General features: G+C 43.3%; 21 protein-coding genes. 6 read left to right on the forward strand and 15 right to left on the reverse strand.

What is annotated here, in order from left to right:
- Positions 1–136 precede the first annotated feature (136 nt).
- A complete protein-coding gene (locus AACX68_RS16945; RefSeq protein ID WP_339389369.1) occupies positions 137–931 on the forward strand; it encodes an MFS transporter in 795 nt (264 codons plus the stop codon).
- Between the two features lie 125 nt (positions 932–1,056).
- Here AACX68_RS16945 and AACX68_RS16950 read toward each other — a convergent pair whose 3' ends face one another.
- Entirely contained in the window at positions 1,057–1,410 is a 354-nt protein-coding gene (locus tag AACX68_RS16950) for a DUF805 domain-containing protein (RefSeq protein ID WP_228859871.1), read from the reverse strand.
- 476 nt (positions 1,411–1,886) lie between these two features.
- Between AACX68_RS16950 and AACX68_RS16955 the strand changes: the two genes are divergently transcribed.
- Complete coding sequence (locus AACX68_RS16955; RefSeq protein ID WP_228859872.1) at positions 1,887–3,092, forward strand: MFS transporter; 1,206 nt, start codon at positions 1,887–1,889, stop codon at positions 3,090–3,092.
- Positions 3,093–3,101: 9 nt separating this feature from the next.
- Here the strand turns inward: AACX68_RS16955 and AACX68_RS16960 are convergent, their stop codons facing one another.
- From AACX68_RS16960 to pldA, 6 genes are all read right to left on the reverse strand, one after another.
- Positions 3,102–4,112 carry a LacI family DNA-binding transcriptional regulator gene (locus AACX68_RS16960; RefSeq protein WP_228859873.1) on the reverse strand — a complete coding sequence of 337 codons (1,011 nt, stop codon included), beginning with the start codon at positions 4,110–4,112 and terminating at the stop codon, positions 3,102–3,104.
- 38 nt (positions 4,113–4,150) lie between these two features.
- Entirely contained in the window at positions 4,151–5,548 is a 1,398-nt protein-coding gene (locus AACX68_RS16965) for an MFS transporter (RefSeq protein ID WP_228859874.1), read from the reverse strand.
- A gap of 471 nt (positions 5,549–6,019) precedes the next feature.
- The gene (gene yigL, locus AACX68_RS16970) at positions 6,020–6,820 is read right to left on the reverse strand and encodes a sugar/pyridoxal phosphate phosphatase YigL (protein ID WP_228859875.1); all 801 of its coding nucleotides are present in this window, start codon (positions 6,818–6,820) and stop codon (positions 6,020–6,022) included.
- Positions 6,821–6,841: 21 nt separating this feature from the next.
- Positions 6,842–7,837, reverse strand: a complete 996-nt coding sequence (gene pldB, locus AACX68_RS16975) for a lysophospholipase L2 (RefSeq protein ID WP_228859876.1) — start codon at positions 7,835–7,837, stop codon at positions 6,842–6,844.
- Between the two features lie 60 nt (positions 7,838–7,897).
- Positions 7,898–9,724, reverse strand: a complete 1,827-nt coding sequence (gene recQ, locus AACX68_RS16980; protein WP_228859877.1) for an ATP-dependent DNA helicase RecQ — start codon at positions 9,722–9,724, stop codon at positions 7,898–7,900.
- 186 nt (positions 9,725–9,910) lie between these two features.
- Positions 9,911–10,771, reverse strand: coding sequence for a phospholipase A (pldA, locus tag AACX68_RS16985; RefSeq protein ID WP_228859878.1), 861 nt, complete (start codon positions 10,769–10,771; stop codon positions 9,911–9,913).
- Positions 10,772–11,029: 258 nt separating this feature from the next.
- Here pldA and AACX68_RS16990 point away from each other — a divergent pair, with 258 nt between their 5' ends.
- From AACX68_RS16990 to rarD, 3 genes are all read left to right on the forward strand, one after another.
- Complete coding sequence (locus AACX68_RS16990) at positions 11,030–11,515, forward strand: thioesterase family protein (protein WP_228859879.1); 486 nt, start codon at positions 11,030–11,032, stop codon at positions 11,513–11,515.
- 459 nt (positions 11,516–11,974) lie between these two features.
- Positions 11,975–12,760 (forward strand): hypothetical protein, encoded by a 786-nt coding sequence (locus tag AACX68_RS16995; RefSeq protein ID WP_228859880.1) that lies wholly within the window; start codon positions 11,975–11,977, stop codon positions 12,758–12,760.
- Positions 12,761–13,061: 301 nt separating this feature from the next.
- Positions 13,062–13,952, forward strand: a complete 891-nt coding sequence (gene rarD, locus AACX68_RS17000) for an EamA family transporter RarD (RefSeq protein ID WP_228859881.1) — start codon at positions 13,062–13,064, stop codon at positions 13,950–13,952.
- Positions 13,953–14,136: 184 nt separating this feature from the next.
- Here rarD and corA read toward each other — a convergent pair whose 3' ends face one another.
- The 7 genes from corA to lptM all read right to left on the reverse strand — a co-directional run bounded on the left by corA (position 14,137) and on the right by lptM (position 21,015).
- Complete coding sequence (gene corA / locus AACX68_RS17005) at positions 14,137–15,087, reverse strand: magnesium/cobalt transporter CorA (protein WP_099109327.1); 951 nt, start codon at positions 15,085–15,087, stop codon at positions 14,137–14,139.
- Positions 15,088–15,226: 139 nt separating this feature from the next.
- Positions 15,227–17,392 carry a DNA helicase II gene (gene uvrD, locus AACX68_RS17010; protein WP_445286296.1) on the reverse strand — a complete coding sequence of 722 codons (2,166 nt, stop codon included), beginning with the start codon at positions 17,390–17,392 and terminating at the stop codon, positions 15,227–15,229.
- 190 nt (positions 17,393–17,582) lie between these two features.
- Positions 17,583–18,299: a 5-amino-6-(5-phospho-D-ribitylamino)uracil phosphatase YigB gene (yigB, locus tag AACX68_RS17015; protein ID WP_228859883.1), complete on the reverse strand. Its 717-nt coding sequence runs from the start codon at positions 18,297–18,299 to the stop codon at positions 17,583–17,585.
- Positions 18,299–19,213, reverse strand: coding sequence for a tyrosine recombinase XerC (gene xerC / locus AACX68_RS17020; RefSeq protein ID WP_228859884.1), 915 nt, complete (start codon positions 19,211–19,213; stop codon positions 18,299–18,301). Before xerC ends, yigB begins: the two co-directional genes overlap by 1 nt.
- On the reverse strand, positions 19,210–19,914 hold the full coding sequence (locus AACX68_RS17025; RefSeq protein WP_228859885.1) for a DUF484 domain-containing protein: 705 nt from the start codon (positions 19,912–19,914) through the stop codon (positions 19,210–19,212). The genes xerC and AACX68_RS17025 overlap by 4 nt, the downstream gene beginning before the upstream one ends.
- A 24-nt stretch (positions 19,915–19,938) precedes the next feature.
- On the reverse strand, positions 19,939–20,763 hold the full coding sequence (gene dapF, locus AACX68_RS17030; protein WP_099119953.1) for a diaminopimelate epimerase: 825 nt from the start codon (positions 20,761–20,763) through the stop codon (positions 19,939–19,941).
- A 39-nt stretch (positions 20,764–20,802) separates the two neighbouring features.
- Positions 20,803–21,015 (reverse strand): LPS translocon maturation chaperone LptM, encoded by a 213-nt coding sequence (lptM, locus tag AACX68_RS17035; RefSeq protein WP_228859886.1) that lies wholly within the window; start codon positions 21,013–21,015, stop codon positions 20,803–20,805.
- A 76-nt stretch (positions 21,016–21,091) separates the two neighbouring features.
- Here lptM and cyaY point away from each other — a divergent pair, with 76 nt between their 5' ends.
- Entirely contained in the window at positions 21,092–21,409 is a 318-nt protein-coding gene (cyaY, locus tag AACX68_RS17040; protein WP_228859887.1) for an iron donor protein CyaY, read from the forward strand.
- Between the two features lie 130 nt (positions 21,410–21,539).
- Here the strand turns inward: cyaY and AACX68_RS17045 are convergent, their stop codons facing one another.
- Positions 21,540–24,125 carry a class I adenylate cyclase gene (locus AACX68_RS17045; RefSeq protein WP_339389368.1) on the reverse strand — a complete coding sequence of 862 codons (2,586 nt, stop codon included), beginning with the start codon at positions 24,123–24,125 and terminating at the stop codon, positions 21,540–21,542.
- Positions 24,126–24,561 lie beyond the last annotated feature (436 nt).

The raw sequence follows: 24,561 nt of genomic DNA on the forward strand, positions 1-24,561 counted from the left end.
GTGTGGCTGCCATATCTGTAATCCATATTGCACCTCTCGTGCAACACAGTATCGCAGCTAAAGCTGACCGACTAAAGTCGGTGGTTTTAACCTTTTATATGGAAAAATAAAACAGCATAAAAGAGAGAATGAATTAATCAATGGCATAAACAGTACCATTGAAAATATTTGTGATCTTGTTGGCCCGGCTTTTGGCTCACTCATTATCGCCATGCTTGGTACAATCAACGCATTATACTTTGATGCCGTGAGTTTTTTAGTTGTTGCCCTCGGTATCATTATTCTGAAAAAACATTTTGTCGCTGATATAAACCAGATAACGGAAACCCCTTCTCTGCCACATCGCTATTTTTTTGAAGCCTTGAGCTATATTAAATCAGAGAAGGAACTGTTTTCTGTTCTCATCCTAAGTTCAATAATCAATTTTGTTATCACCCCATTCCTGACCGTTTATCTGCCTTACGTCAATAAAACCGAATTTAATTCCGTTATCAGCCTCGGGATTTCAATGACATGCTTTGGCATAGGCACCGCTCTTTCCTCTTTGCTGTACGGTATCTATGGAAAATACTTTTCCAGCCATCGGATCCTTCTCTCTGGTTATAGCCTGCTTGGGTTATGCTTCCTGTCTTTGCCTCTATTCAGTGGGCAATATATTCTGTTTATTCAGCTTCTTACCATCGGCTGTGGCATTGGTTTTGCTGCGCCAGTAGAAATTACGTTGATTCAACGCAGAGTACCTGAAAATCTGTTTAGCAGGATAATGACTCTATTTACCTCTACCCGATACCTTAGCGTTCCTGTCGGATATATCTCTTTCGGGGCTGTGCTGGAGTCCAGCATCGCCCAACAAACACCTATTATTATGGCGGTAATAGTATTGAGTGGAATATTAGTTTACTTGCTTCTGCGAGGAAGAAGGGAAAATTAAAAATCAGGCAACGATGACAGAATAAGATGATTTTTTATTGATAAGAAAACGCTGTTATAAAATCATAAGCAGCGTTTTGATAGTTTTGGCAAACTAAAGAAAAAGATCAAAGAGATATTACTATATTAACGCAGTCCCTTCGGGTCAGCACCGTAGTCATTACTGCCTTCTGTACCTTCCAGAAGCGTAAAGATAAATACCACAATACCGCCTATCGGGACAAAAACCAGTAAGAACCACCAGCCAGAGCGATCAGTATCATGCAGGCGACGTACCGTTACTGCCAGTGACGGAATAAAAGTGATTAACGCATAGAGAACAACTAATATAAGTCCGATGGTCTCACCGAGAATTGCACCTAATATGCAAACGGCCAAAAATGCCAGCATGTTAAAAAAGTAAAACATCCAATATTCTTTACGACGTGCACGCCCGGAGAAATCAGCGTAATTTTTTAAAACCTGAACATACCAATTCATAATATTACTTCTTTAAAAGAAAATTTAATAAAACAAAAGGAGACAAACTATAAAGGATGCTAGATTTTATACTCAATTATATTTTAAAGTCCACACATAGCCCTTAAAGGAATAATATTAAACAAACCATGTGATTCTAAGATATTTAATCAATAAAATCTGCCCAATATGAAATACAATGTAATTTCAATATATATTCTTCTACTTCATATCAAAGTTAGCTATCAATTAATCAGAAAAAAAAAGCAAATTAATGCAGCATTAACCGACCATAAAATAATATTTTCATAGCATGCTTATAATTAATTAAATCATCAAAAAAAGGAATGGTGCCTCTGAAAAATACTCTAATCAGTTATTAATCATCGCACAAATGCAAAAAATGCGGTTACACCAGTGACGCCATTTACATAAATTTAACAAAACCCTATTATCTCAGCTTAAATAACAAACATATTCTTATCGTTCGAGTTAATATGAAAACCTTATCCGGCAGGCCATGGTTACTAATAACTTTTTTCCTGATAGCAAATCTTTTCTCTTCAATTGCCGTTGCAATAGGAATGTATCTTATTCCGTGGTATATCAGCAATAATGCCGGGGATCCTTCTTCTCTGGCAACAACTGCCATGTTTTCTGCTGTTTTAGTACTTTGTCTCACTCCTTTTATTGGCAGAATAATCGATTCTTTCAACCGAAAATCAATCCTGATGTTTATCACCATTGCGGTTCTGATACTTTTTCTGTTTCTTTCTCTCTCAGGTAGTACATTTTCGAACCAATTATATGCCCTAATCTGTGCCTATATCTGCATTCAGATTTATTTCGCTGTTTTCTATACAACCCGGCAGGGATTTATTAAAGATGTTTTTCAGGCTAGTGAGCTGTATCGTATTAATGCCATTCTCGAAATAGAATCTCAGTCTTCGACACTCATTGCAGCATTATTAGTCGTTGCCTTTTCTGGTTCAGCCAATATTGATATTTTTATGCTACTGGCATGCATGGCGTTTATTTCCCTTATTATACTGGCAGTAATCCCTTATAACGCCAGAAATATCAAACATGGAAGAGCACCTGAATCTCAGCAATCTACGCTTCCTTTGTCATTTTTAAAAACTGACTTATTTTGCTATATGTCGATGGGCGCAATTCCCTTCATTTGCATCATGACCATCAATATCATACAACCCCCATTTATGGATAGTGTGCTTCAGCAACCTATCAGCTCTTATGCTACTTACGGGATTATCTATGGCTGTGGTGCCATTCTGGTTGGTTTTATTATGGGAAAAATATCCAATCGTTATCCTCAACGCAATCTGGTGCTAATGTTCACTCTCACTTTTACGATAGCACTCGGTATAATCGCTCTGTTTCCAACTCTTGAAGTGATTCTGATCTGTGGTTTTTTCCTCGGATTCAGTAATTCAGCATCACGGATATCAAGCAACAACCTTATTCTACAAGAAGTTAATTCTGAGGTAATTGGCCGGGCATTTTCATATGGGCAATTTTTCGCACTGTGCGGCAGGATCATTGCGACAGGGCTTGTTCCACTAATTTTTGTTAGTGATTACAAATTAGTATGGAATTATGTCTTTGCTATCAGCCTTATTGCGCCAGTCGTGTTGTTGATCAGGCGATATTTAGATCAGGCAGAACCCAGTGAAGTACGATAATAAATGAGTTTATCGCTCAGGCTGGCAGCCACAGGATTCACCAATCTGTAATTCAAACTCGAATTCACACTCCTGTGCCCGGCCATTCCATGTTCTCAATATCTTAATCGCTGTTTGTGCCATTTGATCAACCGGCTGGCGAACAGCAGTCAAAGAAGGCACATTATATAAAGATTGCTGTGTCGCATTGAAACAAACTAACGCAATATCGGCAGGCACTTTGATTTTATGTTCAGCCAGTGCACGTAAACAACCGAACGCCTGCAACTCATTGGAAGCAAACAAAGCCTGAGGCAACTTCCCTTTCAACATTCGTAACGTCGCTTCATAGCCTCCCTGCCGGGTATAATCTGTAGAGAAAATCCATTCTTTCTTTATCGCCAGATTGGCCTGTTCTAACGCATCTCGCCAGCCGGAAAGGCGATCTTGTGTGTTTAGCATACTAAGAGGCCCACAAATCATGGCAATATCCCGATAGCCATGCTCTGTCAGATGTTGAGTCACTTTAAATGCGGCAATCCGTTCATTGACCCGGATTGCACTGACATTTGAATCAGCATAAACCCAATCGAGCATCACGCAGGGAGTTCCACTGGCCTGAATCAAATCAATATAAGGATGACGATCCACGCTGGTGTACAGTAAACCATCAATCTGACGATTCAGTAGATTATTAATCAGCTCCTTCTCCCGGATTCGATTATCCCCTGAATCTCCCGGCAGCAGTACCTGCCCATGTTTAAAAGCCTCCAACTGCAAGGCATGAGCTACCGAAGAAAGGAATGGATTGGATATATCAGGCAAAATCAGACCATAAGCATGAGTTGAGCCAGAAACTAACGCCTTGGCAATATTATTCGGGCGATAACCTGTTTTTTTTATCGCAGCCAATACACGCTGACGAGTTGCTTCTGCTACGGGGCGTGGGCCATTGTTAATAACATAGCTGACAACAGCTACCGATGTTCCGGCTTCTTTCGCAACATCGCTGCGTGTGACTTTTTTCAAGCGGGCATTCATATAACTATGCTAGTTCCATCATATTGGATTGCAGGTGATTAAATTGCATCTTCAAGTAAATTCAAATCTCTGCCACGTGTTTCAGGTGCAAAAAATGTCGTAATAAACCCGATCCCTGCCATCACTGAAAAATAACATGCAATAGGCCACCAATGGCCACTAAAAGAGAATAAAGCGGCTGCAATCAGTGGTGCTGTACCACCAGATAATATCGCGCCTAATTCTTTCGCAAATGCCATTTTGGAGTAACGATTGGTGACACCAAATAGTTCAACTCCCCACGCAGCCTGTACACCAAAAATACCGAGTGAAGCCAGTCCCATTCCTACAACAATAGTCAGAATAACGACGATAGGTTCACGACTTTCCATCAGGTAAAAAGCAGGAAATGCATAAAAAATCAGTAATAGACAAAACCAGCGATAAGTAATACGACGCCCAAAGCGATCAGAAAAATAACCTGCCAGAGGAATAATGATAAACCCCAGAACTGACGCTATCACTACAGAAATTGTGGGAATAAATTTATCCATCGCCAGTACATTTGCGACATAACCAATGATAAACCCCTGAGCCAGATATGACGGCCCATTTTCGCCAATGCGCAACCCCACCATTAGCCAAAATGCCCGAGTTCTCTGCCAAAAACAGCACTCACGCTCAGATATTTTATCTTGATCTTTTTCAGTTAATACCCGGCCTCGCTCTTCTGCCAGCATTGCTTTATAGCGTTCGAAAACCGGCGTTTCACTCATATAGCGGCGTATGAATAATGCGGCTAGTGCAATCAAAAAGCTACACAGGAATGGAATACGCCATCCCCAATCCAATAAACTCTTTTTATCCATCGTCAAAACCAGCAACCAGACTAGTGATGCCAGTAACGTCCCTCCGTTAGAGCCAAGAGCGATAATGGATGAAACTAAACCTCGCTGCTTAGGTGGAGAAAATTCCCCCAGAATGACAGTACCGCCAGATAATGCCGCACCTGCGCCTAATCCCTGTATAAATCGTAAAATCACCAAACAAATCGGTGCCCAAACACCAATATGTGCATAACCGGGAATTAAGCCAATTAATGTTGTTGAAACTCCCATCAGCATGACAGTCATAACCATGACGAATTTACGGCCTTTCCGATCTCCTATCCAGCCGAATACAAGCGCACCAATAGGACGGGCAATAAACCCGACAGAATAAGTGGCAAAGCTGGCTAATAACCCCATTGTCGGAGTCACTTCCGGAAAGAAAATATCAGCAAAAATGATACCGGCAGCTAAACCGTAAAGTGCGAAATCGGCATATTCCATCGTCGTACCGAACCAACAGGAAAAAATCGCTCGCCGAAACCCTTTTCGCCCTTCCGGTGTAGCCAGACACGCTTCAGAAGCATGGCGTAACTCAGTGATAACTGGCTCCGTATTTTCATACGGCATAACAATGTATTCCCTGAATGTTGGAACAGTGAATTTTTAACTCCAACATAATATGTCTGACAATATTATTTTTATTCATCGATTATTTTCACACACCAGAATATCTACTCGCGTAGACTTTAAAAATACAGGAATTTAATTATTGAACTTCAGCAACAACTATCATAGAAAATTCATTGATTGTAATTAATAAATTTTGAAACATGATGATAAAAAAACCTCTATATCTACACAGTGAATTTTCATTACGATACATCATTAAGATAAAAATCGCATAGCAACATGAAATGTAAACAATTAAAAATAAAGTCACAGTAATAGTATAACCATACAACCAAATGATAATATTTGTGATAATAAATAATGAAATTATCATATTTAAAAATAGTATTGCTAATTTTGTCTTTTAAATATAAAAACAGCATCCAATCGGATGCTGTTTTTATATTTTGATGGGTGAAACCAACACCCTCAAACCTGATACATTTTCTGCAAATAACACGACACCGCATCATCAGCATTAGAGCCTATGATTTCCATGTCCGGCAGAGTATCTTTCAGGCGCTGATGTGCTCCCTGCATAATGCAGCCTTTACCAGCCACGCTCAGCATTTCACGATCATTCATGCCATCCCCAAACGCTATGCAATCACTTAACTCATAACCGATGGACTGGCAGACCTGTGCCAGTGCTTCACCCTTGGATACACCGCCTGACATGACTTCCAGACAGTTTCTCAGTGAAAAGCTGACATTGACTTTGTCTCCCCAGCGCGCTTCAATCCTTTCTTCCAGCTGAACCAAATAATCATGGTCGTCGCTGGTATAGTAAACCTTGCATACCCCATTAACCGGAAAATTGTCGCGCTGGAAAATCTGGTAATGGAAATCCGATACTTTAAAGAATTCGGTTTGTTCCTCGCTTGCGCGATTAACCCACCACTCATCGTTATTGTAATAGTTAGTCAGAACATCCGGATTATCAAACTCCAGCAAACATAAATCACGGGCAATTTCCGGTGCAAGGTTATGGCTGAAGACCAAATCTCCTTGTGAGTTATGTACCCTCGCCCCATTTGATGTGATCATGTAAGCATCAATGCCCAGCCCGTCCCGGATCTGTCCTACATCAATGTGGTGACGCCCTGTTGCAAAGATAAAGTGAATTCCTTTATCCGTCAGCATATTTAATATTTTCTTTGTATATGGTGTTAATACGTGATCGGGAGATAACAGTGTGCCATCTAAATCTGAAGCAACAACATGGTACATGGTTCAAATTCCTAAGCTAAATTAATTTTGGTCAAAAAAATCACAAATCGCATTAAGAGCCTGTGCTCTCAATGCGTCTTTTTCGAACAGGATTTCATGCCGTGCCCCTTGGATAACCAGAGGATTATATTCTTCTTTTCCTGCTCCGGCTTTTTGGCGAGATGCACAAAAAGCCAACAACTCCCGATTACTAACTATCTTATCTTCGCTTGCTTTTAAGACGATGAGTGGTGTCTGAATTTCGCCAGCCTTCTCAACGAGGCTATCTCCAGCCCGCATACTTTCACGCATCCAGCGATAAGTCGGGCCACCCAGGCGCAATTCAGGATAATCTACATAATAGCGTAAGTATCGCTGGTAACGAGCATAACTATGAGTTAACAGGTTGATAAAATAGGGTAATGGACGCCATTGCCCGGTTAAGACCGCATATCTGTTACGCCTTCCAGGATAGGGTTCAGCCTGATTAACCAAAAAGTTTGCCGCCCAGCGAGGCATTGGCAAATTAATACCAAACATAGGAGCACATAAAGCCGCAGCACGGAATACCGATGCATGACGTAACAGCAAAGAGCTCAGGATTGCCCCTCCCATTGAATGAGCCAGTGCATAACAGAGATGCGACTTAAGTGAAGAAATTTCCAGTTCAATGAGTTTTGCCAGATCATCTACATAGTGATCAAACGATTCAACATGCCCTTTCTGAGGATCTGTCAGCATTCTGCCAGAACGCCCCTGACCGCGATGATCAATAATAAGGATATTGTAACCCAAATGGTAAAAATCATAGGCTACCTCCGGGTATTTCACATAGCTTTCGCTACGCCCCGGAGATATTAGCAATGTTTTATCATGATGAGGTGAACTGAAAGAGACATAACGGATAGGGATATTATCAACACCCATGAATTCACGTTCATCTCTGATATTCCAAAAATCCAGCAATAATCCATTTGTAAAAGCAGAAAACTGAGGCTCACGGTTTAACCAGCTTGCTTTTAGTCTTTCAGGTACCATTATCATCCTCTATACCCGCTGTCTTTCCGGTTGCAGATTACAGAATTGTTACTGCTACGTTTATTCGAATCCTTCGAAATGTTCACGGATAACTGTCATAAAGGCATCACCAAAACGCTCGAGTTTACGCTGCCCGACACCGTTAATCAGCAGAAGCTCATCAGGTGTTATTGGGCACTGTTCTGCCATCTCAATCAGTGTTACATCATTGAAGACGACAAACGGCGGAATATTATTTTCGTCAGCAATGGATTTTCGTAATTTGCGCAATTTAGCGAATAATTTACGATCATAGTTTCCACTGTATGATTTGTTTTGTTGATTTCTGCTTTTCAGGCTTTGAATTCGGGGAACTGCAAGTTGCAGAGGCATTTCACCACGCAAAATAGGCCGCGCGGCTTCCGTCAGTTGTAGTGCAGAATAATTGGCAATATTTTGGTTGATAAGCCCCAGATGGATCAGCTGGCGCAGGACACTCATCCAATGTTCCTGACTATGATCTTTACCGATGCCGTAAACAGGTAACCTGTCATGCCCTGACTCCCTGATACGCTGGTTATTAGCGCCACGTAGCATTTCCACAATATAGCCAATTCCAAAACGCTGCCCAACGCGGTAAATACAGGACAGAGCTTTTTGTGCATCCACCAGACCATCATAACGTTTCGGTGGATCGAGGCAGATGTCGCAGTTACCACAGGTTGTTTGCTTGCTTTCACCAAAATAGTTGAGCAAGACCAAGCGGCGGCAGGTTTGTGCTTCCGCAAATGCGCCCATCGCATTGAGTTTATGCCGTTCAATATCCTGTTGTTCCCCGGCAGGCTTTTCTTCGAGACAACGGCGCAGCCACGCCATATCCGCCGGATCATAAAACAACACCGCTTCAGCAGGCAGGCCATCACGCCCGGCACGCCCCGTTTCCTGATAATAGGATTCGATATTGCGGGGAATATCAAAATGCACAACGAATCGCACGTTCGGTTTGTTAATCCCCATACCAAACGCAACCGTTGCCACCACTACCTGTAAATCATCCCGCTGGAATGCATCCTGTACCCATGCTCGCTGATTGTTTTCCAGCCCCGCATGGTAAGGTGCAACGCTCAATCCGCGCTTTTGCAGCCGTTCAGCCGTTTCTTCTACTTTGTTCCGGCTGTTACAGTAGATAATCCCGCTTTTTCCCTGCTGACTTCGAATGAATGCCCAAAGCTGATCAAGGGGCTTATATTTCTCAACCAATGTGTAGCGAATGTTAGGACGATCAAAACTACTGAGGTGAATGATAGGGTCACGCAGTTCCAACAGGCGGACAATATCCTGCCGGGTTGTCTTATCTGCGGTGGCTGTCAACGCGATAACGGGGAGATCAGGAAAACGCCTGCGTAATTGCCCAAGCGCCCGGTATTCTGGCCGGAAATCATGCCCCCATTGAGAAATACAGTGTGCTTCATCAACAGCCAGCAAAGCAGGACGCCAATTGGATAACTGTTCGAGAAAGTTATCAGACACCAGCCGCTCAGGTGCAATGTAAAGCAATTTAATGCTTCCCTGACGACACCGAAGGATAATATCACTCTGTTGTTCACGATCCTGAGTGGAGTTTAAGCACTCGGCTTCTATACCATTCGCTCTGAGTTGATCCACCTGATCTTTCATTAATGAGATCAGTGGAGAAACCACCAATGTCAGTCCCTCTTTCATCAGAGCAGGGATTTGATAACAAACTGATTTACCGCCACCTGTCGGCATGATAACCAGACAGTCTCGATCATCAAGAACAGCATCGATGACCTGTTGCTGTCCGGCGCGAAATTGCTGATATCCGAATGTTTTTCGTAATACTTGTTCAGCCAGCGATGCCGTGCTGATGACTTCTGCGGTAGACACGCCTTTCCTCAATCTTTAGAGCTGGTTTTATGAAATGATTATACCCAGTGGATTTCAAGTTGCATCGCGGCAACAAAGAAGCGCCCCCGGGAACTTAGATAGCCGTCTGTTTATAACAACGGTGTCCTGAACGAGTGAACACAGCCAACAAAGAGGCAACTTAAAAAACAACGGATATTTAATTAATTACAGCATATCATTCAGCATAACACCGATACCGAATCGGGTCTGTCTGAAATTGTAGTCAATCATTGATTCGCCATATCCGCTGAAGAGTTGTGCGTAAAAACGGACATGCTTAGATAGAGGATAACTCCAGCCCAGCTCTCCGCCACTATAACCACTGTTCCAGTTATAACGCCCCTGCATGGTAAATACATTTTCACCATAGTGATAGCCGATTCTCAGGCGATAATACCCCATATAACGGTTCATATCCGGGTTATCATCACGCTTGTTACTTTCAGTCAGGCGATACCACGGTTTCAAATCTACCTGCCAGTTTCCTTTTTGTGCCATCAGCCGTGCATAAACCCGGTTCCAGCTACGGGAAGTGGATTCCGGACGACCATTAGACTGGTGATTAATACCCGCTTCAATTTCCCGCAGGTGCCAGCCGGCAAGTTCATAATCAGTCAGCCATGCCAGAAATAACTGCGGTTCATAATTAGTCTCACGAAATGGAGAAGATTCTCTTTTATTACTGAGCTGCCACCATGAACGCTGTGTATAAGAAGCCCCCAGCAATGAATTTTCACCAACAATACCTCGCCATATTGGAAAACCAAAACTGACCTGAAAGTGAACTTCATCTTTACGGGCATGATCAACCCAATCATAACTGCTAATTGCCTGTTTATTTACCCGGGAGCTGTAAGTGTAAAGAATATAATTTGTATCATAAGGATAGAGCATAAAAGGCGAATCATATTCTTGCAGCATTGCCGAAATTACACTGCCTCTAACTGCGTCAGCCTGTTTATCTGAGCCATAAGCTAATGTTGATAATAAACAGGTAATAACCAGTATTTTCCACCGCAATTGCATTTCTGGTTTTCCTAATCGTGATAGTTCGAAGATAAAGAAGTAAGAAGATAAGAATATTAAGAGCAAAAAAATCACTTAGATATTCTAAACTCGAAACGGGTATTTTTTATAGTAACTTTTTCCTCAATAAATTGTTTTTTCGAAGCACTTCTCAGACTGGCAAGATGATAAATAAAAGCATAAAATTAACAAGTTATTAACCAAAGATAACGCTCTAATGATATTAAATTTATTTTTCTAATTATCAGGAAGTTCAACATGGAAACGATACAGCACCCAACTCAACCTTTAACACAAGAAGAAGCGCGTAAAATTATAGGTGAGGTTTTTATTTATCAGATGCCATTCAACCAACTTTTAGGACTTGAATTGATTCGTTTTGAGCAGGACTACGCAGAGCTTCAATTTTGCAATCAGGATAAACTATTGGGCAATATGGCTCAAAAGATCCTACACGGCGGAGCCATAGCTTCAATCCTTGATGTTGCAGGTGGTTTAGTCTGTGCCGGCGGGGCGCTGAACATGATGAAAACAATCACGCTCGAGGAAATAAGAAAGCGTCTGCCCACTTTAGGTACGATAGACCTGCGTGTTGACTACCTGCGTCCCGGACGTGGAGAAATATTTACGGCCAGCAGTAATATTATCCGTGCCGGCAATAAAGTATCTGTTGCCAGAATAGAATTACACAATGAAAAACAAGTGCATATTGCAAGTGCAACAGGGACTTATTTGGTTGGATGATGTTTAATATTCTTAAATAAAGGAATGTGATAAGGAATACATTCCTTTTTTCAGTATAATTTGCTTAGAATCCCCTGAATTTTATGAAAACTGAATTATTCTACATTAGCAATTCTTTATACTTATTCTTCTTCCTGCTCTGCCACGTTTTATCCGATGAAAATTGAGTAATTATCTTCAATAAATCGTCATGCAGAAAAAATAATTGATTAAATAGCACAGATTAATGTTTATTAATCAATCCATTATATCGTCGAAGTTAAATGATTTAATAATATCCCGCCATAATTTACTTTACGCAAACATATCTGGTCGCTATTTTGGATATTGTCAAAAAAAGCATGTTATATCGCTGTTACACAGAATTCGCGTTAATATTTTTTAACTCCTGTAATACCTAAAAATCTCAGAAAATTATTCACTGAAATATCAATTAATAAAGATAACAAGGAGCAAACCATGAACCCAAGAACAAAAGCAGAACAAGAAATCCTCTCTGGGAAACCCGTCTCTGCTGTTGTCTATATCTGGTATCCTTGTCAAAGATGGAAACTGGGACACACCGCTATTTATGTTGGTGGAGTACCCAAATATCCCTGGGCATCGGATTGCCCTGACAATCCAACGCCACAAAGTGAAAGAAGGCGTTCTGTCTCTTCTATTTTGTCTCGAGTTGAAAGACACCCGTCAAGAGAGTCTGTTTTTTCACGAGATGCCAGCCCTCCAGCGCCTTACAATGTGACCGAAAGAGATTGGCCTTCAGCATCTGTACAACCTCCATCACGAACAACAGGTAATAACTATGTGAGTTTCGCTGGTGATACTAATCTACCCCGGGGAACTGTATCCATGGCCGGAGTATTCGGGAATACTCAGGATGATTTCGTAATACAGCCTCATTTGGAGTATTACCTCATTGGCTTAGATGTTGAAAAAATGCAGGCTAAAAAAAATGAAATCTATAATGGAAAAACGTATGGTTATCATCAAGTCAGCCACAGCTATAATCCTGTTAACAAAAATTGTGCAGTAATGGTCGCCAGAATATTAAAAGCGGGAAATGTAGACAGTTTATTAACAAAAATTCAGAAAATAGGATACGGAAAAAATATCTACTGGACCCCGAAAGATATTGCACAATTATGTAATCAATTAAGAAATAATGATTTTGCTGTCAAAGTGCGAGGGGTAGACTGCCCTGATAAATTTGGCTTGCCGATTAGAACAATAACAGGGTTCAGGTAATTTGATAGTGTAAAGATGTAAACTTTAATGACCACCCTGCTAGTTCTTATATTCTATCCACAATGCTAGAGATTGATTAAAAAAATCAATTCATTACACTGCATTGGATTATCATCCTAAATAATCAAATAAAATCAGAGCTAAACACTGATTACACAGGGTGTAATTTTTTATTTATCATTCATGCTATTAACCCCTTGTAAATTGGTTAACCCAGTGACACATTGTATGGCTCTATGGGCTAACATCTAATAAGCTCTTCTCATTTTTTCTGAACACTCTCTGAACATTCAAGGATATTATGAACGAACCACAGACAGCCAAAGGTATTTTATATGCCTTAGGTGCTTATTTGATTTGGGGGTTGGCTCCCATCTATTTCAAAGAAATACAGTACGTGCCACCCGATGAAATCGTATCGCATCGTGTTATCTGGTCGGTTTTCTTTATGGTACTGATGCTGACAATCACTCGTCACTGGCGTCAGGTTTTAACTGTAATAAAGCAACCAAAGAATCTGCTGGTGTTAGGTATCACCGCCTTTACTATTGCCAGTAACTGGCTGGTTTATATCTGGGCGGTCAACAATAATCACATGCTGGAAGCAAGTCTTGGTTATTTTATCAATCCATTGGTCAGTGTGCTGTTTGCAATGATATTCCTCGGTGAGCGTTTCCGTCGTATGCAGTGGATTGCGGTAGGGCTGGCATTTACCGGTGTCTTTATTCAGCTATGGCAATTTGGCTCTGTGCCGGTGATTGGCCTGTATCTGGCAACAACATTTGCCCTGTATGGCCTGATCCGTAAAAAACTGGGTGTAGACGCACAAACCGGCATGTTGATTGAAACTATTTGGGTATTCCCGGTTGCACTGACTTACCTGCTGTTTTTCACTCATACCCCAACCAGTAATATGTTGAATAACACGATATCCCTGAATCTATTGCTGGTTGCTGCGGGTATCATTACGACAGTCCCATTGCTGTTTTTCACCGCTGCGGCTGCTCACCTACGCTTATCCACGCTGGGTTTTTTCCAGTATATCGCACCAACATTGATGTTCCTGCTGGCAACACTGGTTTACGGTGAGAAGATTGGCTCAGATCGTTTGATCACATTTGGTTTTATCTGGGCTGCTTTAATTGTGTTTACGCTGGATGCGCTTTATACGCAACGCCGTTTGCGGAAGTAAATCGGCATTATTACTGAACTGACCCAAAGCCGTCTTGGTAAATCGGGTCAGTTCTTCTTGCTCTTCTTCAATAAACTTCGAGTCACAGTATAAAGATAAACTCCCCCAGAAACATAGCTGACTATGTAACTGGAGGCAGTAGAAGCCGCCAAAAGAGCGACTTAAAGAGTGGAAGCCGGAAAGGTTACAGCCAGTTTTTCCGCTTAAAGTAGAGGTAAGGTGCCAGTCCCGCAGCAATCATCACACCAATAGCTGCCGGATAACCGAATGTCCAGTGTAACTCCGGCATAAATTCGAAGTTCATACCGTAGCTGGAAGCCACCAGCGTCGGGGGCAGGAACACAACAGAAACAACGGAGAATATCTTGATAATCCGGCTCTGTTCAATGTTAATAAAGCCCATCGCCGCCTGCATCAGGAAGTTAACTTTCTGGAACAGGGACTCGTTATGTGGCAACAGGGATTCGATATCCCGCAGGATTTCACGCGCCTGTTCTAACTGGTTAGCAGGCAAACGGGCACGACGCACAAGGAAGTTCAGAGCGCGCTGGCTATCCATCAGACAAAGACGCACTTTCCAGCCAATGTCTTCCTGCTCAGCAAGATTGGACAGGGCTGAATCAAATTCATCCCCTTGTTTACCGTTCATAATGACCCGGCTCAGGGATTCCAGCACACTGTAGATATTTTCAATGACATCTGCCAGCTGTTCGATCTTGGTTTCGAATAAGTCCAGCAGTAGTTCATAAGCATTCCCGTCAACCATAGTCTGGTTGCGGGCGCGCATTCGGTATAATCGGAATGCAGGGAGTTCACGCTCTCGCAATGTGTAGAGACGACCGTCACGAATGGTAAATGCGACTGTCGAGTTGCCAGCATGGTCTTCGGCGTCTTCAAAATAGAAGAATGAGTGGACGTGCAGGCCATCTTCATCTTCAAAAAAACGCGCCGAAGCCTCGATATCATCCAGCTCAGTGCGGGTCGCCAGGATTTGTCCTAATTCGTTCTGAACCCGGAGTCGATCATCATCTCCCAGCCCAACCAAATCTACCCACATGGAGTCGGATAATGTATCACCTTCTTCAAGTTCAAGACGGAGCAGGCGATTATTCTCTAATTTAAATGCGTTCAGCATGTACCATAAGTCTCCTTATACTCCCTACGTTCATCGTAAGGCGCGAATGTTACGCTTATACCCGCCGTATTTCAAACTGCCTCTTTGTTGAAATCCACAGGGTCTGGAAGAAAAAGCCTGTCAACATTCGACCGGATTATTATTGGCCGGTTTCAAGTCTGGCATAAGCGGCGACCAGCCACTTGATGCCTTCACCCTGAAACGCGATCTGCAAACGGCAATGCTCCCCACTGCCTTCAATATTAACAATCGTTCCTTCACCAAATTTAGGATGGCGGACTCGTTGCCCTAAAGCGTAGCCACTATCATTGGCGCTGATCGGTGTTCCCAGCCGCTTATGGCTCACCGGTCGGGATACTGTTGCCCTCAGACGAACTTCAGTGACACATTCTGACGGTAACTCACCGACAAAACGCGATGGGCGATGGTACACCTCTTTACCATATAAACGGCGGCTTTCAGCATAAGTCAGCGTCAGTTTTTCCATTGCCCTTGTCACACCGACATAAGCCAGACGGCGCTCTTCTTCCAGACGCCCTCCTTCATCAATGGACATTTGGCTTGGAAACATCCCCTCTTCCATACCAACAATAAAGACCTGCCTGAATTCAAGCCCTTTTGCCGAATGCAGGGTCATCAGCTGAACAGAATCCTGATAGGCATCAGCCTGCCCTTCACCTGCTTCAAGCGCCGCGTGAGACAGAAAAGCCTGCAACGGCATCATATCTTCGTCTTCATCCTGATAGCTGAACTGACGGGTCGCAGTAACCAGCTCCTCAAGGTTTTCGATACGCGCCTGTGCTTTCTCACCTTTTTCTTGTTGGTACATCGCCCACAGGCCAGAATCGCGGATAACCCGATCAGTCTGCACATGCAGCGACATTTCCTGTGTTTCCGTTTCCAGCGCGTTAATTAATTCGATAAAACGCTGTAAAGCTGATGCCGCCCGACCTGCCAGAACTTTTTCCTGAATCAACAACTGGCTGCTTTCCCAGAGTGTTTTCTGCTGATCACGCGCCATCTGGCGTACAACATCAAGGGTTCTGTCGCCAATTCCCCGGGTCGGTGTATTCACGACTCTCTCAAAAGCCGCGTCGTCATTACGGTTTGCCACTAATCGCAGATAAGACAACGCATCTTTGATTTCCTGCCGTTCGAAGAAGCGCTGGCCACCATAAATCCGGTAAGGCATCGAAGCCTGTAACAATGCTTCTTCCAATACACGGGACTGGGCATTACTGCGATACAGGATCGCGCACTCTTTCAAAGCGCCTCCATTATCCAGCCAGTTCTTCAGGCGACTGACCACATAACGCGCCTCATCTAATTCATTAAAAGCCGAGTAAAGTGAGATAGGTTCTCCTTCACTGCCTTCTGTCCACAGATTTTTACCCAGACGATCACTGTTATGTGCAATCAGGGCATTGGCGGCTTTAAGTATGTTACTGGTAGAACGGTAATTTTGTTCCAGACGAATAGTTTCAGCTGCGGGGAAATCCTTCAGGAAACGCTGGATGTTTTCTACCTGCGCTCCTCTCCAGCCATAAATAGACTGATCATCATCACCCACAATCATCACTCTGCCTGAATCCCCTGCTAACAGGCGGATCCATGCGTATTGAATACTGTTGGTATCCTGAAATTCGTCTACCAGAATATTAGTAAAACGATCGCGATAATGTTGCAATATTTGCGGTTTATTCAGCCACAGCTCATGAGCGCGTAACAACAGCTCAGCGAAATCCACCAGTCCGGCCCGATCGCAGGCTTCCTGATAGGCCTGATAGATTTTCAGCCATGTAACTTCTACCGGATTGCCGTAGCTTTCAATATGGCGAGGGCGCAGACCTTCATCTTTTTTACCGTTGATGTACCACATGCCCTGACGTGCAGGCCACTGTTTGTCATCCAGATTCATCGCCTTGATGATCCGCTTGATCAGACGCAGCTGATCGTCACTGTCAAGAATCTGAAAATCCTGCGGCAGATTGGCATCCAAATGATGGGCCCGCAGTAAACGATGGGCCAGACTATGGAATGTTCCAATCCACATACCGCCCTGACTGGTGCCGATCAAGTGCTCAATACGATGGCGCATTTCCGCTGCAGCTTTATTGGTAAATGTCACCGCCATAATGGAAAAAGGTGAGGCATGTTCAACTGATAGTAACCAGGCGATCCGATGTACCAATACGCGAGTTTTACCACTACCGGCTCCAGCCAGTACCAGCATATTGGTACGGGGTGCTGCAACGGCTTCACGTTGTTTATCATTCAGGCTTTCGAGCAGATAAGAGACGTCCATAATTACCATCAGTTGTTAGCAATGACCGCTGTCACTGTTTTTCTATACCCTTCGTCTTTCAAGCTGCCTCTTTGTTGGCTGCACTCGTTCACCCCAGTCACATAGTTATCTATGTTCCTGGGGACTCTCTCCTTTGCCGCCGCGATGCAACTCGAAATCCATTGGGTATATATAGATTTGCAGTCTGAAATTATATCAGTGCGATCAGAGAATCCAAGTCAGAAATCTCAACATGTGGAACCAGTCGCCCTTCCGGTTCCTGCATGAGATTTTTATTTTCAATATTGATCCAGCAAGCCTGCATACCGCTGAGAATGGCGCCTTCAACATCTGTCTGTAAATTATCACCAACATGCAGGATTTGATTTGCCGGCAATGCCAGCCGTTCAGCCGCCAGATGGTACATATCCGGGTAAGGTTTGGAACGCCCGTCCACGCCGGCTTTAAGTACAAATTTGAAATAAGGGGCCAGACCACATTCAGCGGGTTCTGCATTACCATTGGTGATAGCCACCAGCGGTATTTTCTCTGCCAGTACCGATAAGGTGTTATGCGTGGATTCCGGTACTGTAATCTGATTACGCCAATAAGTGAAACAGGACATAATCTCATCCGCACCACGTACTGCTTCTTCACGGTTAAAGCCGTGGTAGCTGAACATCAGCTCGGCGGATTGTCGCCGCCATAATGTCACATCGTGGTATATTTCAGGCTCCATCTCAAGCACCACCTGACGGTATACATACAGATCTTCACGTCCAAAATGGCTGAATTTGCTATCGTACTGCCTGATAAAACACAATACTTCTTTTTCGGTTCTGTCGATGACGGGATGATTATCGTAAAGTGTATCATCCAGATCGAATGTCATCGCCGCAAACGGCGTGAGAGGCCGATAAAAACGCATTATGATTTCCCTCTTTTTGCTCTGGGGTGAGCCACATCATAAACTTTGGCTAAGTGTTGAAAATTCAGATGGGTGTATATTTGGGTAGTCGATAAATTTGCATGGCCCAATAGCTCCTGCACTGCCCGGAGATCACCACTGGATTCCAGAATATGTGTCGCAAACGAATGACGCAGTTTATGGGGATGAATATGGCTGTTTACTCCCTGACGAATTCCCCATTGTTCAAATCGCTTTTGCACATTACGTGTAGACATCCGTTTACCACTTTGGGTCGAAATGAAAACAGCATTATCTTCCGGTTCAAACAATTCCCGCATGACCAGCCAGCGTTGCAGCCATTCCAGTGCAATTCTGCCGATAGGGACTTTCCGCTCCTTACTGCCTTTACCATATACCCAGACTTCGCCGCTTTCCAAATCCAGATGCCGGCAATCCAGCCCAACCAGCTCTGACAAACGTAAGCCGGCACCATACATGACTTCCATCATTGTTCTGTCACGCACGGACAACGGATCATTCAGATCAATATTGAGGAGCTGATTTACCTCATCGACATCCATGTTCTTAGGTAGATGCTGTTTTTTACGTGGCGCGCTGACAACTTTCGCCGGGTTAGCTTCCATTTTTTCCTGCGTTACCATCCAGTCAAGGAAACTACGCAGGGAAGAAAGACGCAGGGCAAGGCTGGCAGAGTGTAATCCAGCCCGACGACTACGGGTAGCGAACATTCTGACTTTGGTGACATCAAGTGCCTGCCACTCGGTTATGCCCATTTCCAGTGACATTTCGGCCAGCACCGTCAAATGTCGGCGATAGTTGATTATTGTCATCGGGCTTAAACGGCGCTCAACCCGCAGGTAATGCAGAAAAGCCTCTACTAGCTCAAGGAGTGAATCAATGGGCTGGCTCATGCTCGCTCGACCCAACGGGATAGCAACCCCGGTAATAGTTTCGCTAACTGATCCAGCAGATCCGTTCCCATGCCCTCGTAATAATGTTGCTTGTCATGACTATTGAAGATCACCATGCCCAGCTCTCCCTGCATTCCTAAAAGAGATACTGCGACAGAACCGACATGACGGGCCTGAGGCATCAGCAGTAAAATTTCCGGGCCATGTAACCGCCCAAGATAATGATTACTATCGCCGAATCGCTGAATACGGACAGACTCAAAAGCATTACGGGATATCGCCAAATCCGGCGCATTCAGAGGAGCGCCAAGCAACCACTTATCAGAAAACAGCCGGATATAGCAGTTACTCAGACCCAGTGTTTTAGCCCAGGCACTCAAACGGGAAAGAAAACCCTGCAAACTTTCGGCAGCAGAAAGTTCAGCAAGCAATTGCAGCAGGCGGTTAAACAGGATCTCATTCTGTTTTGCCTGCTCCACCAGATGTACCAGATCGTCTTCCAGATAACCGATCCGTTTTCTCTGACGGTTCATATGCCATTCCATCAGAGAAACACATTCACGTACCGGATGAGGAACCTGTATCCTGTCAACTGCATTAGCATTACGGATAAAAAAATTGGGGTTATCCAGCAGATAATCCACCACCATCTGATCATCCAACATGCTTTCAGTATGTAATGGTTCGTTTTCTTTACCCATTTTCCAATGCCTTATATTTCACAGTTACAAGTGAATTGTACCGTCATAAACGTGAGTTGCAGGCCCGGTCTTATAAAGTGGCTGCCCCGGTCCATCCCAACGAATTTGCAAAGAACCACCGGGCAAATCAACACGAACCTGTTTATCCAGCAGACCTTGCTGAATACCAATCGCAACAGCCGCACACGCACCACTGCCGCATGCCCGGGTTTCTCCGGCACCCCGTTCAAATACACGTAAACGAATATGGTTACGGCTTACGACCTGCATAAAACCAACGTTTACTCTCTCAGGAAAACGTTCATGACGTTCCAGAACAGGACCGAGTACCTCAACATCTGCCGTGTCCACATTATCAACCTGAATAACACAGTGGGGATTCCCCATTGATACGACACCACAGAGCACAGTGCGCTCCATGACCCGGATGATATAAGTTTTCTCGGCTTTATTCGCGCGAAAGGGAACAGACTGGGGTTCAAAGACAGGTTCCCCCATATTGACACAGACCTGATCATCATGATTGATGCTCAGGACCATTTGGCCTGCCTGTGTACTGACTTTAATATCACGCTTATTCGTCAATCCCCGTAAACGAACAAAACGGGCAAAACAACGCGCTCCATTGCCACATTGAGATACTTCACTGCCATCCGCGTTAAAAATACGATAATGAAAATCTAAATCAGGATCATAGGGTGCTTCAACAACCAACAGTTGATCAAATCCTACGCCAGTATGCCTATCTGACAACCGGCAGATTAATTCCGGTGAAAAATAAACATTCTGGGTTACTGCATCAACAACCATGAAATCATTGCCAAGACCATGCATTTTGGAGAATTGCATATACCACTCCAATGAAAGCCCATCACCAGCTCACGCTTATTAGGCATTCGCTGAGATATTGTTTTTAGAAGTATCGTTTTTATTAGACGTGCTGTCCTGAGAAACATGACCCGCAGGCTGTGTTTTATTAACTGAAACCTGAGGTGCCGCTGGCTCTGCCGGAGGGAAGTAGAGAGGACCTTTCAGGCCACAACCTGTAACAGAGAGTAATGTTATGATAGCAAGTGACCAACGGAATTGTTTGTTCATCATAATTAATGCCTGTGATTCATACGCCAATACTCTCTATAATCGCAGTTAGGCCCTGAAAAGCAAATAGGAAATGAATATGAACGATAGCGAATTTCATCAATTGGCCGATCAATTGATGTCACACATTGAAGAACAACTGGATAATTATGAAGGTGATGCAGATATTGACTGTGAAACCAATGGCGGTGTCATGACGCTCAGTTTTGATAATGGTAGCAAAATCATTATCAATCGACAGGAACCTTTTCATCAAATCTGGCTGGCAACTAAAAATGGCGGTTATCACTTCGATTATCGCGATAACCAATGGGTTTGCGACCGTAGTGGCAACGACTTTCTTTCTATGTTGGGACAAGCAATCACCGAGCAAAGTGGCGGGCCTTTCCTGTTTTAGCTCGTTGCTATCTAGCTCGCTTTTATATAAAGCTACAATTATCAGCATTTGTGCCGTATCGAAAATACGGCACTTTTATGACAAATATATGTGACAAACGCACGGCTATTCCAGCGATGGCTCACTGAGTTCAATAGTGGCAAGAATGGTACTGACTATTCGCCCTCATTGCTTCACCCGTCTCCAGCACGGTAACACTCTCTGTCTCATGATCCAGCAGTGACTGCCCATCCATAAATGGAGCTACATGAGTGCGTTCACCCTTCTTTATGATCTGATAGAACTGTGGCAGGTTAAAATTGATGAAACTGGAACCATAAGTGAATCGATCATGGGATGAAGAATAAAAACGGCTGACATCACGTACCAGCTCTTCTTTACTTCCTTCACAATGGGGGTAAATCTCTACCTTGTTTGATTCATCAAGAATATAAATGTTAAAACCCTGAGTGCCCTCAATATTCTCAAAGAAAAACTGAATTATTCCCTCGCAGGCAAACCCATCAATAATAGAAGGTAGCTGTTTGTCTTTGTTATCAACTCTAATCGGTAAACCATGCAGCTTGGTATTTGAAATTGCATTGTAAAACTCAACCGCATTTTCCAGTTTTTGTACTGAGACATTCAACCGTTCAAAAAACAGCCCCCAGGTTTGACCGGAAATACGTAATACCTTGCAGCGATCAAGATCCTGACGGTTACTGGAAAGGCGTAATTCGATACATTCTGAAACCAATTGCCTGACACGGGTACAAATCAATCCACGCAAGTGCCGACTGTAACAAAAAACTTCAACGCTAGCTGGAGGCTCGGCGTCACGATGCATTTTGCCCAGAATGGTTTTCAGCGCTTCCAGCATGGATTGTTCACCATTAAAATGCAGCGTTCTCACTTCATTCCATGAATTACGGTAAAGCAGATCGATGCTGCTCACCATACACTGCTGTGATTCACCAAAACTCAGGATATCTAATTTTCTGAAATCAAAATGCACAATCTGATCGGAAAACCGGGTCGTTGGATCAGTTTCTAAATTAACAATAATTGCCAGATGGCGGATCTCACAGGGACTGTATAGTGCTTTTGGTGTCGGAGCAGGCAAACGAATCGGGAAATGAGTGGAAATATCGCTGACTAAATCAGCCAAATTCTTTTTGTCTGCCTGAGAATCACCATTGCGAATATGAAGACGGGTTTTTTCCGTCAGCAACCCGTTGAAATAGGTCCATGACACCAGCTTATTTAAATAACGATTATATTCCAACGGCTGGTGACCAATGATAGATTCTATTGTCGGAGCTCGGTTGTAAAGATACCAGCCACTGCGATTTGCCCGCCCCGGGGGAACATAAATAAAGGTCAGATCCTGTTCTGACAGATCCGGTGAAATTTGTGGGTTAACTAATGTGATTTTGCCGGGCAGTGCTTCAAACGCAGCATACAACTTACGAGTCAATACGCCGATGTCCTGCGGGCTAGCACTCACACTTAAATTGTTACGCCGGGCAAAACGGATCAGGTTGCGATAACTCTGCATCATGGTATCCAGCAACTCATTATGTGCTGTACGTACCTGCTCAATTTTCCATGAATTGCGGTTATTCAGTATCGCCAGTTTCTCAGTATCCCATCCCCATTCCTGTACTAACTGAGCAATAACCTGCCGCCGCCATCCAGTGCATCCCTGAGCACCGTCACTACTCTCAGTTTTTTCACAAACTTTCAGATAAAAGCAGCGCCGGGCTAAATCCAGACGCGTCATATCGTTAGTCGCCGTCAGGTAATGGGTAACACGGTCAAGCATCATGCAATAAGCATCAAGACCATAAGAGACAATTAAGCCTTCATGGAAATGTTGCTTCATTTCTGTCGCCAGCAATTTACTATTGGGATATTCCCAGGAATAGGCTTCCAACAACAGGCTTTTCAATACAGCTTTATAAGGAGAATCGACACTTTTATAAAGTTGCCATAAGCTGGCACCAAAATATTCTTCTGCCGATAACTCCGCCAACCCTCCAAGATCCAGCCACTCATTAGGTGTTAAAACCCCCTGAGCATATAAAGAGGTGACATAATCATCGTAATTTGCTTCTTCTTCTACAGGGACCATCGCCCATAGCAGGCGTTTACCTGCCATCCGAACCGCAGTGCGATAAAACTCATCCAGTAGAAGGATATACTGAGTTGAGCCACAATCTTCACCATTCAGGCTGCCACTGGTATTATGACGAAAACGATTCTCATCTATCAGAAAAAATGTAACCTCAATACCCAGTGAAGCGGCCCACTGTTGTATTAAGCTGCATTTTTGTTCCAATGAATCTTTTTCGCTATTATCCAGCCATGATTGATGGCAAACCCAAATATCTAAGTCAGAAGAGCAGCTTTGCCCGATAGAAGAGGTGCTGCCCATCGAGTAAATACCCGCAATTGGCAATTCACCATTAGAGGAATGAGATACAATACCAGCTGGCTGGTATTCCATATCTTTAATCCAAAATAGCTGGGTTTCATCAGGTTTAAAAAAACAAACGCCATGAGGAACGTCGTTTTCGATATAACCCGGCATCATTGGGTGATGATAATGTAATAATACTGGAATTAAATTATAAACCTGCTTAAACGTGGCACTCATCGAGTCAGTCGCACGCTCTAACCTAAGCTGATTAATTGCATCCAGCCGCTGCTTCAGCGTTTCAATATAAAGATACAAGTGTTTTGCCTGCTTCAGTTTCAGTGCTTACAATCGCCAGTTTCCACTAAGGCCCAGCGCCCGTTAACGCTTTATTCCTGTTAACGTGCAATTTACAAAAATTATTTTTAGATTTCTTTACTAACTTATTTGTCGGAAACGTGATCAATTTAACACCTTGCAGCTAAAGCGTAAAGCCCGCAATACCACTTTTTCGCCTGTCCTACAACCCCAAATAATCAATTAACTCTTTGTAAAATATTAAGTTAATCACAAATTTGAGACTAAAATATGTTTTTTGAAATAGATTTTATATTCATCTAATTTCTATATTGTTCAGATAACATATTGTAAACAGTGAATTTTAGATAACCATTTGATTAATTTTAATTGATAATCATCTTTGTATTTTTTCACAAAAGATAAATGACAAATAGGAATTTGATTTTAAATCAAT

The sequence above is a fragment of the Xenorhabdus sp. PB61.4 genome, assembly GCF_963894935.1.
Classification (GTDB): domain Bacteria; phylum Pseudomonadota; class Gammaproteobacteria; order Enterobacterales; family Enterobacteriaceae; genus Xenorhabdus; species Xenorhabdus stockiae.

Excerpts from the sequence above, each read along its gene's own strand:
- yigL (WP_228859875.1), bottom strand. The coding sequence starts at position 6,820 with ATGTACCATGTTGTTGCTTCAGATTTAGATGGCACACTGTTATCTCCC.
- corA (WP_099109327.1), bottom strand. The coding sequence starts at position 15,087 with ATGCTGAACGCATTTAAATTAGAGAATAATCGCCTGCTCCGTCTTGAA.
- cyaY (WP_228859887.1), top strand. The coding sequence starts at position 21,092 with ATGAACGATAGCGAATTTCATCAATTGGCCGATCAATTGATGTCACAC.
- pldA (WP_228859878.1), bottom strand. The coding sequence starts at position 10,771 with ATGCAATTGCGGTGGAAAATACTGGTTATTACCTGTTTATTATCAACA.
- AACX68_RS17025 (WP_228859885.1), bottom strand. The coding sequence starts at position 19,914 with ATGGGTAAAGAAAACGAACCATTACATACTGAAAGCATGTTGGATGAT.
- lptM (WP_228859886.1), bottom strand. The coding sequence starts at position 21,015 with ATGATGAACAAACAATTCCGTTGGTCACTTGCTATCATAACATTACTC.
- rarD (WP_228859881.1), top strand. The coding sequence starts at position 13,062 with ATGAACGAACCACAGACAGCCAAAGGTATTTTATATGCCTTAGGTGCT.
- AACX68_RS16955 (WP_228859872.1), top strand. The coding sequence starts at position 1,887 with ATGAAAACCTTATCCGGCAGGCCATGGTTACTAATAACTTTTTTCCTG.
- AACX68_RS16995 (WP_228859880.1), top strand. The coding sequence starts at position 11,975 with ATGAACCCAAGAACAAAAGCAGAACAAGAAATCCTCTCTGGGAAACCC.
- yigB (WP_228859883.1), bottom strand. The coding sequence starts at position 18,299 with ATGCGTTTTTATCGGCCTCTCACGCCGTTTGCGGCGATGACATTCGAT.
- pldB (WP_228859876.1), bottom strand. The coding sequence starts at position 7,837 with ATGGTACCTGAAAGACTAAAAGCAAGCTGGTTAAACCGTGAGCCTCAG.
- dapF (WP_099119953.1), bottom strand. The coding sequence starts at position 20,763 with ATGCAATTCTCCAAAATGCATGGTCTTGGCAATGATTTCATGGTTGTT.
- AACX68_RS16960 (WP_228859873.1), bottom strand. The coding sequence starts at position 4,112 with ATGAATGCCCGCTTGAAAAAAGTCACACGCAGCGATGTTGCGAAAGAA.
- uvrD (WP_445286296.1), bottom strand. The coding sequence starts at position 17,392 with ATGGACGTCTCTTATCTGCTCGAAAGCCTGAATGATAAACAACGTGAA.
- xerC (WP_228859884.1), bottom strand. The coding sequence starts at position 19,213 with ATGAGCCAGCCCATTGATTCACTCCTTGAGCTAGTAGAGGCTTTTCTG.
- AACX68_RS16950 (WP_228859871.1), bottom strand. The coding sequence starts at position 1,410 with ATGAATTGGTATGTTCAGGTTTTAAAAAATTACGCTGATTTCTCCGGG.
- AACX68_RS16990 (WP_228859879.1), top strand. The coding sequence starts at position 11,030 with ATGGAAACGATACAGCACCCAACTCAACCTTTAACACAAGAAGAAGCG.
- AACX68_RS16965 (WP_228859874.1), bottom strand. The coding sequence starts at position 5,548 with ATGCCGTATGAAAATACGGAGCCAGTTATCACTGAGTTACGCCATGCT.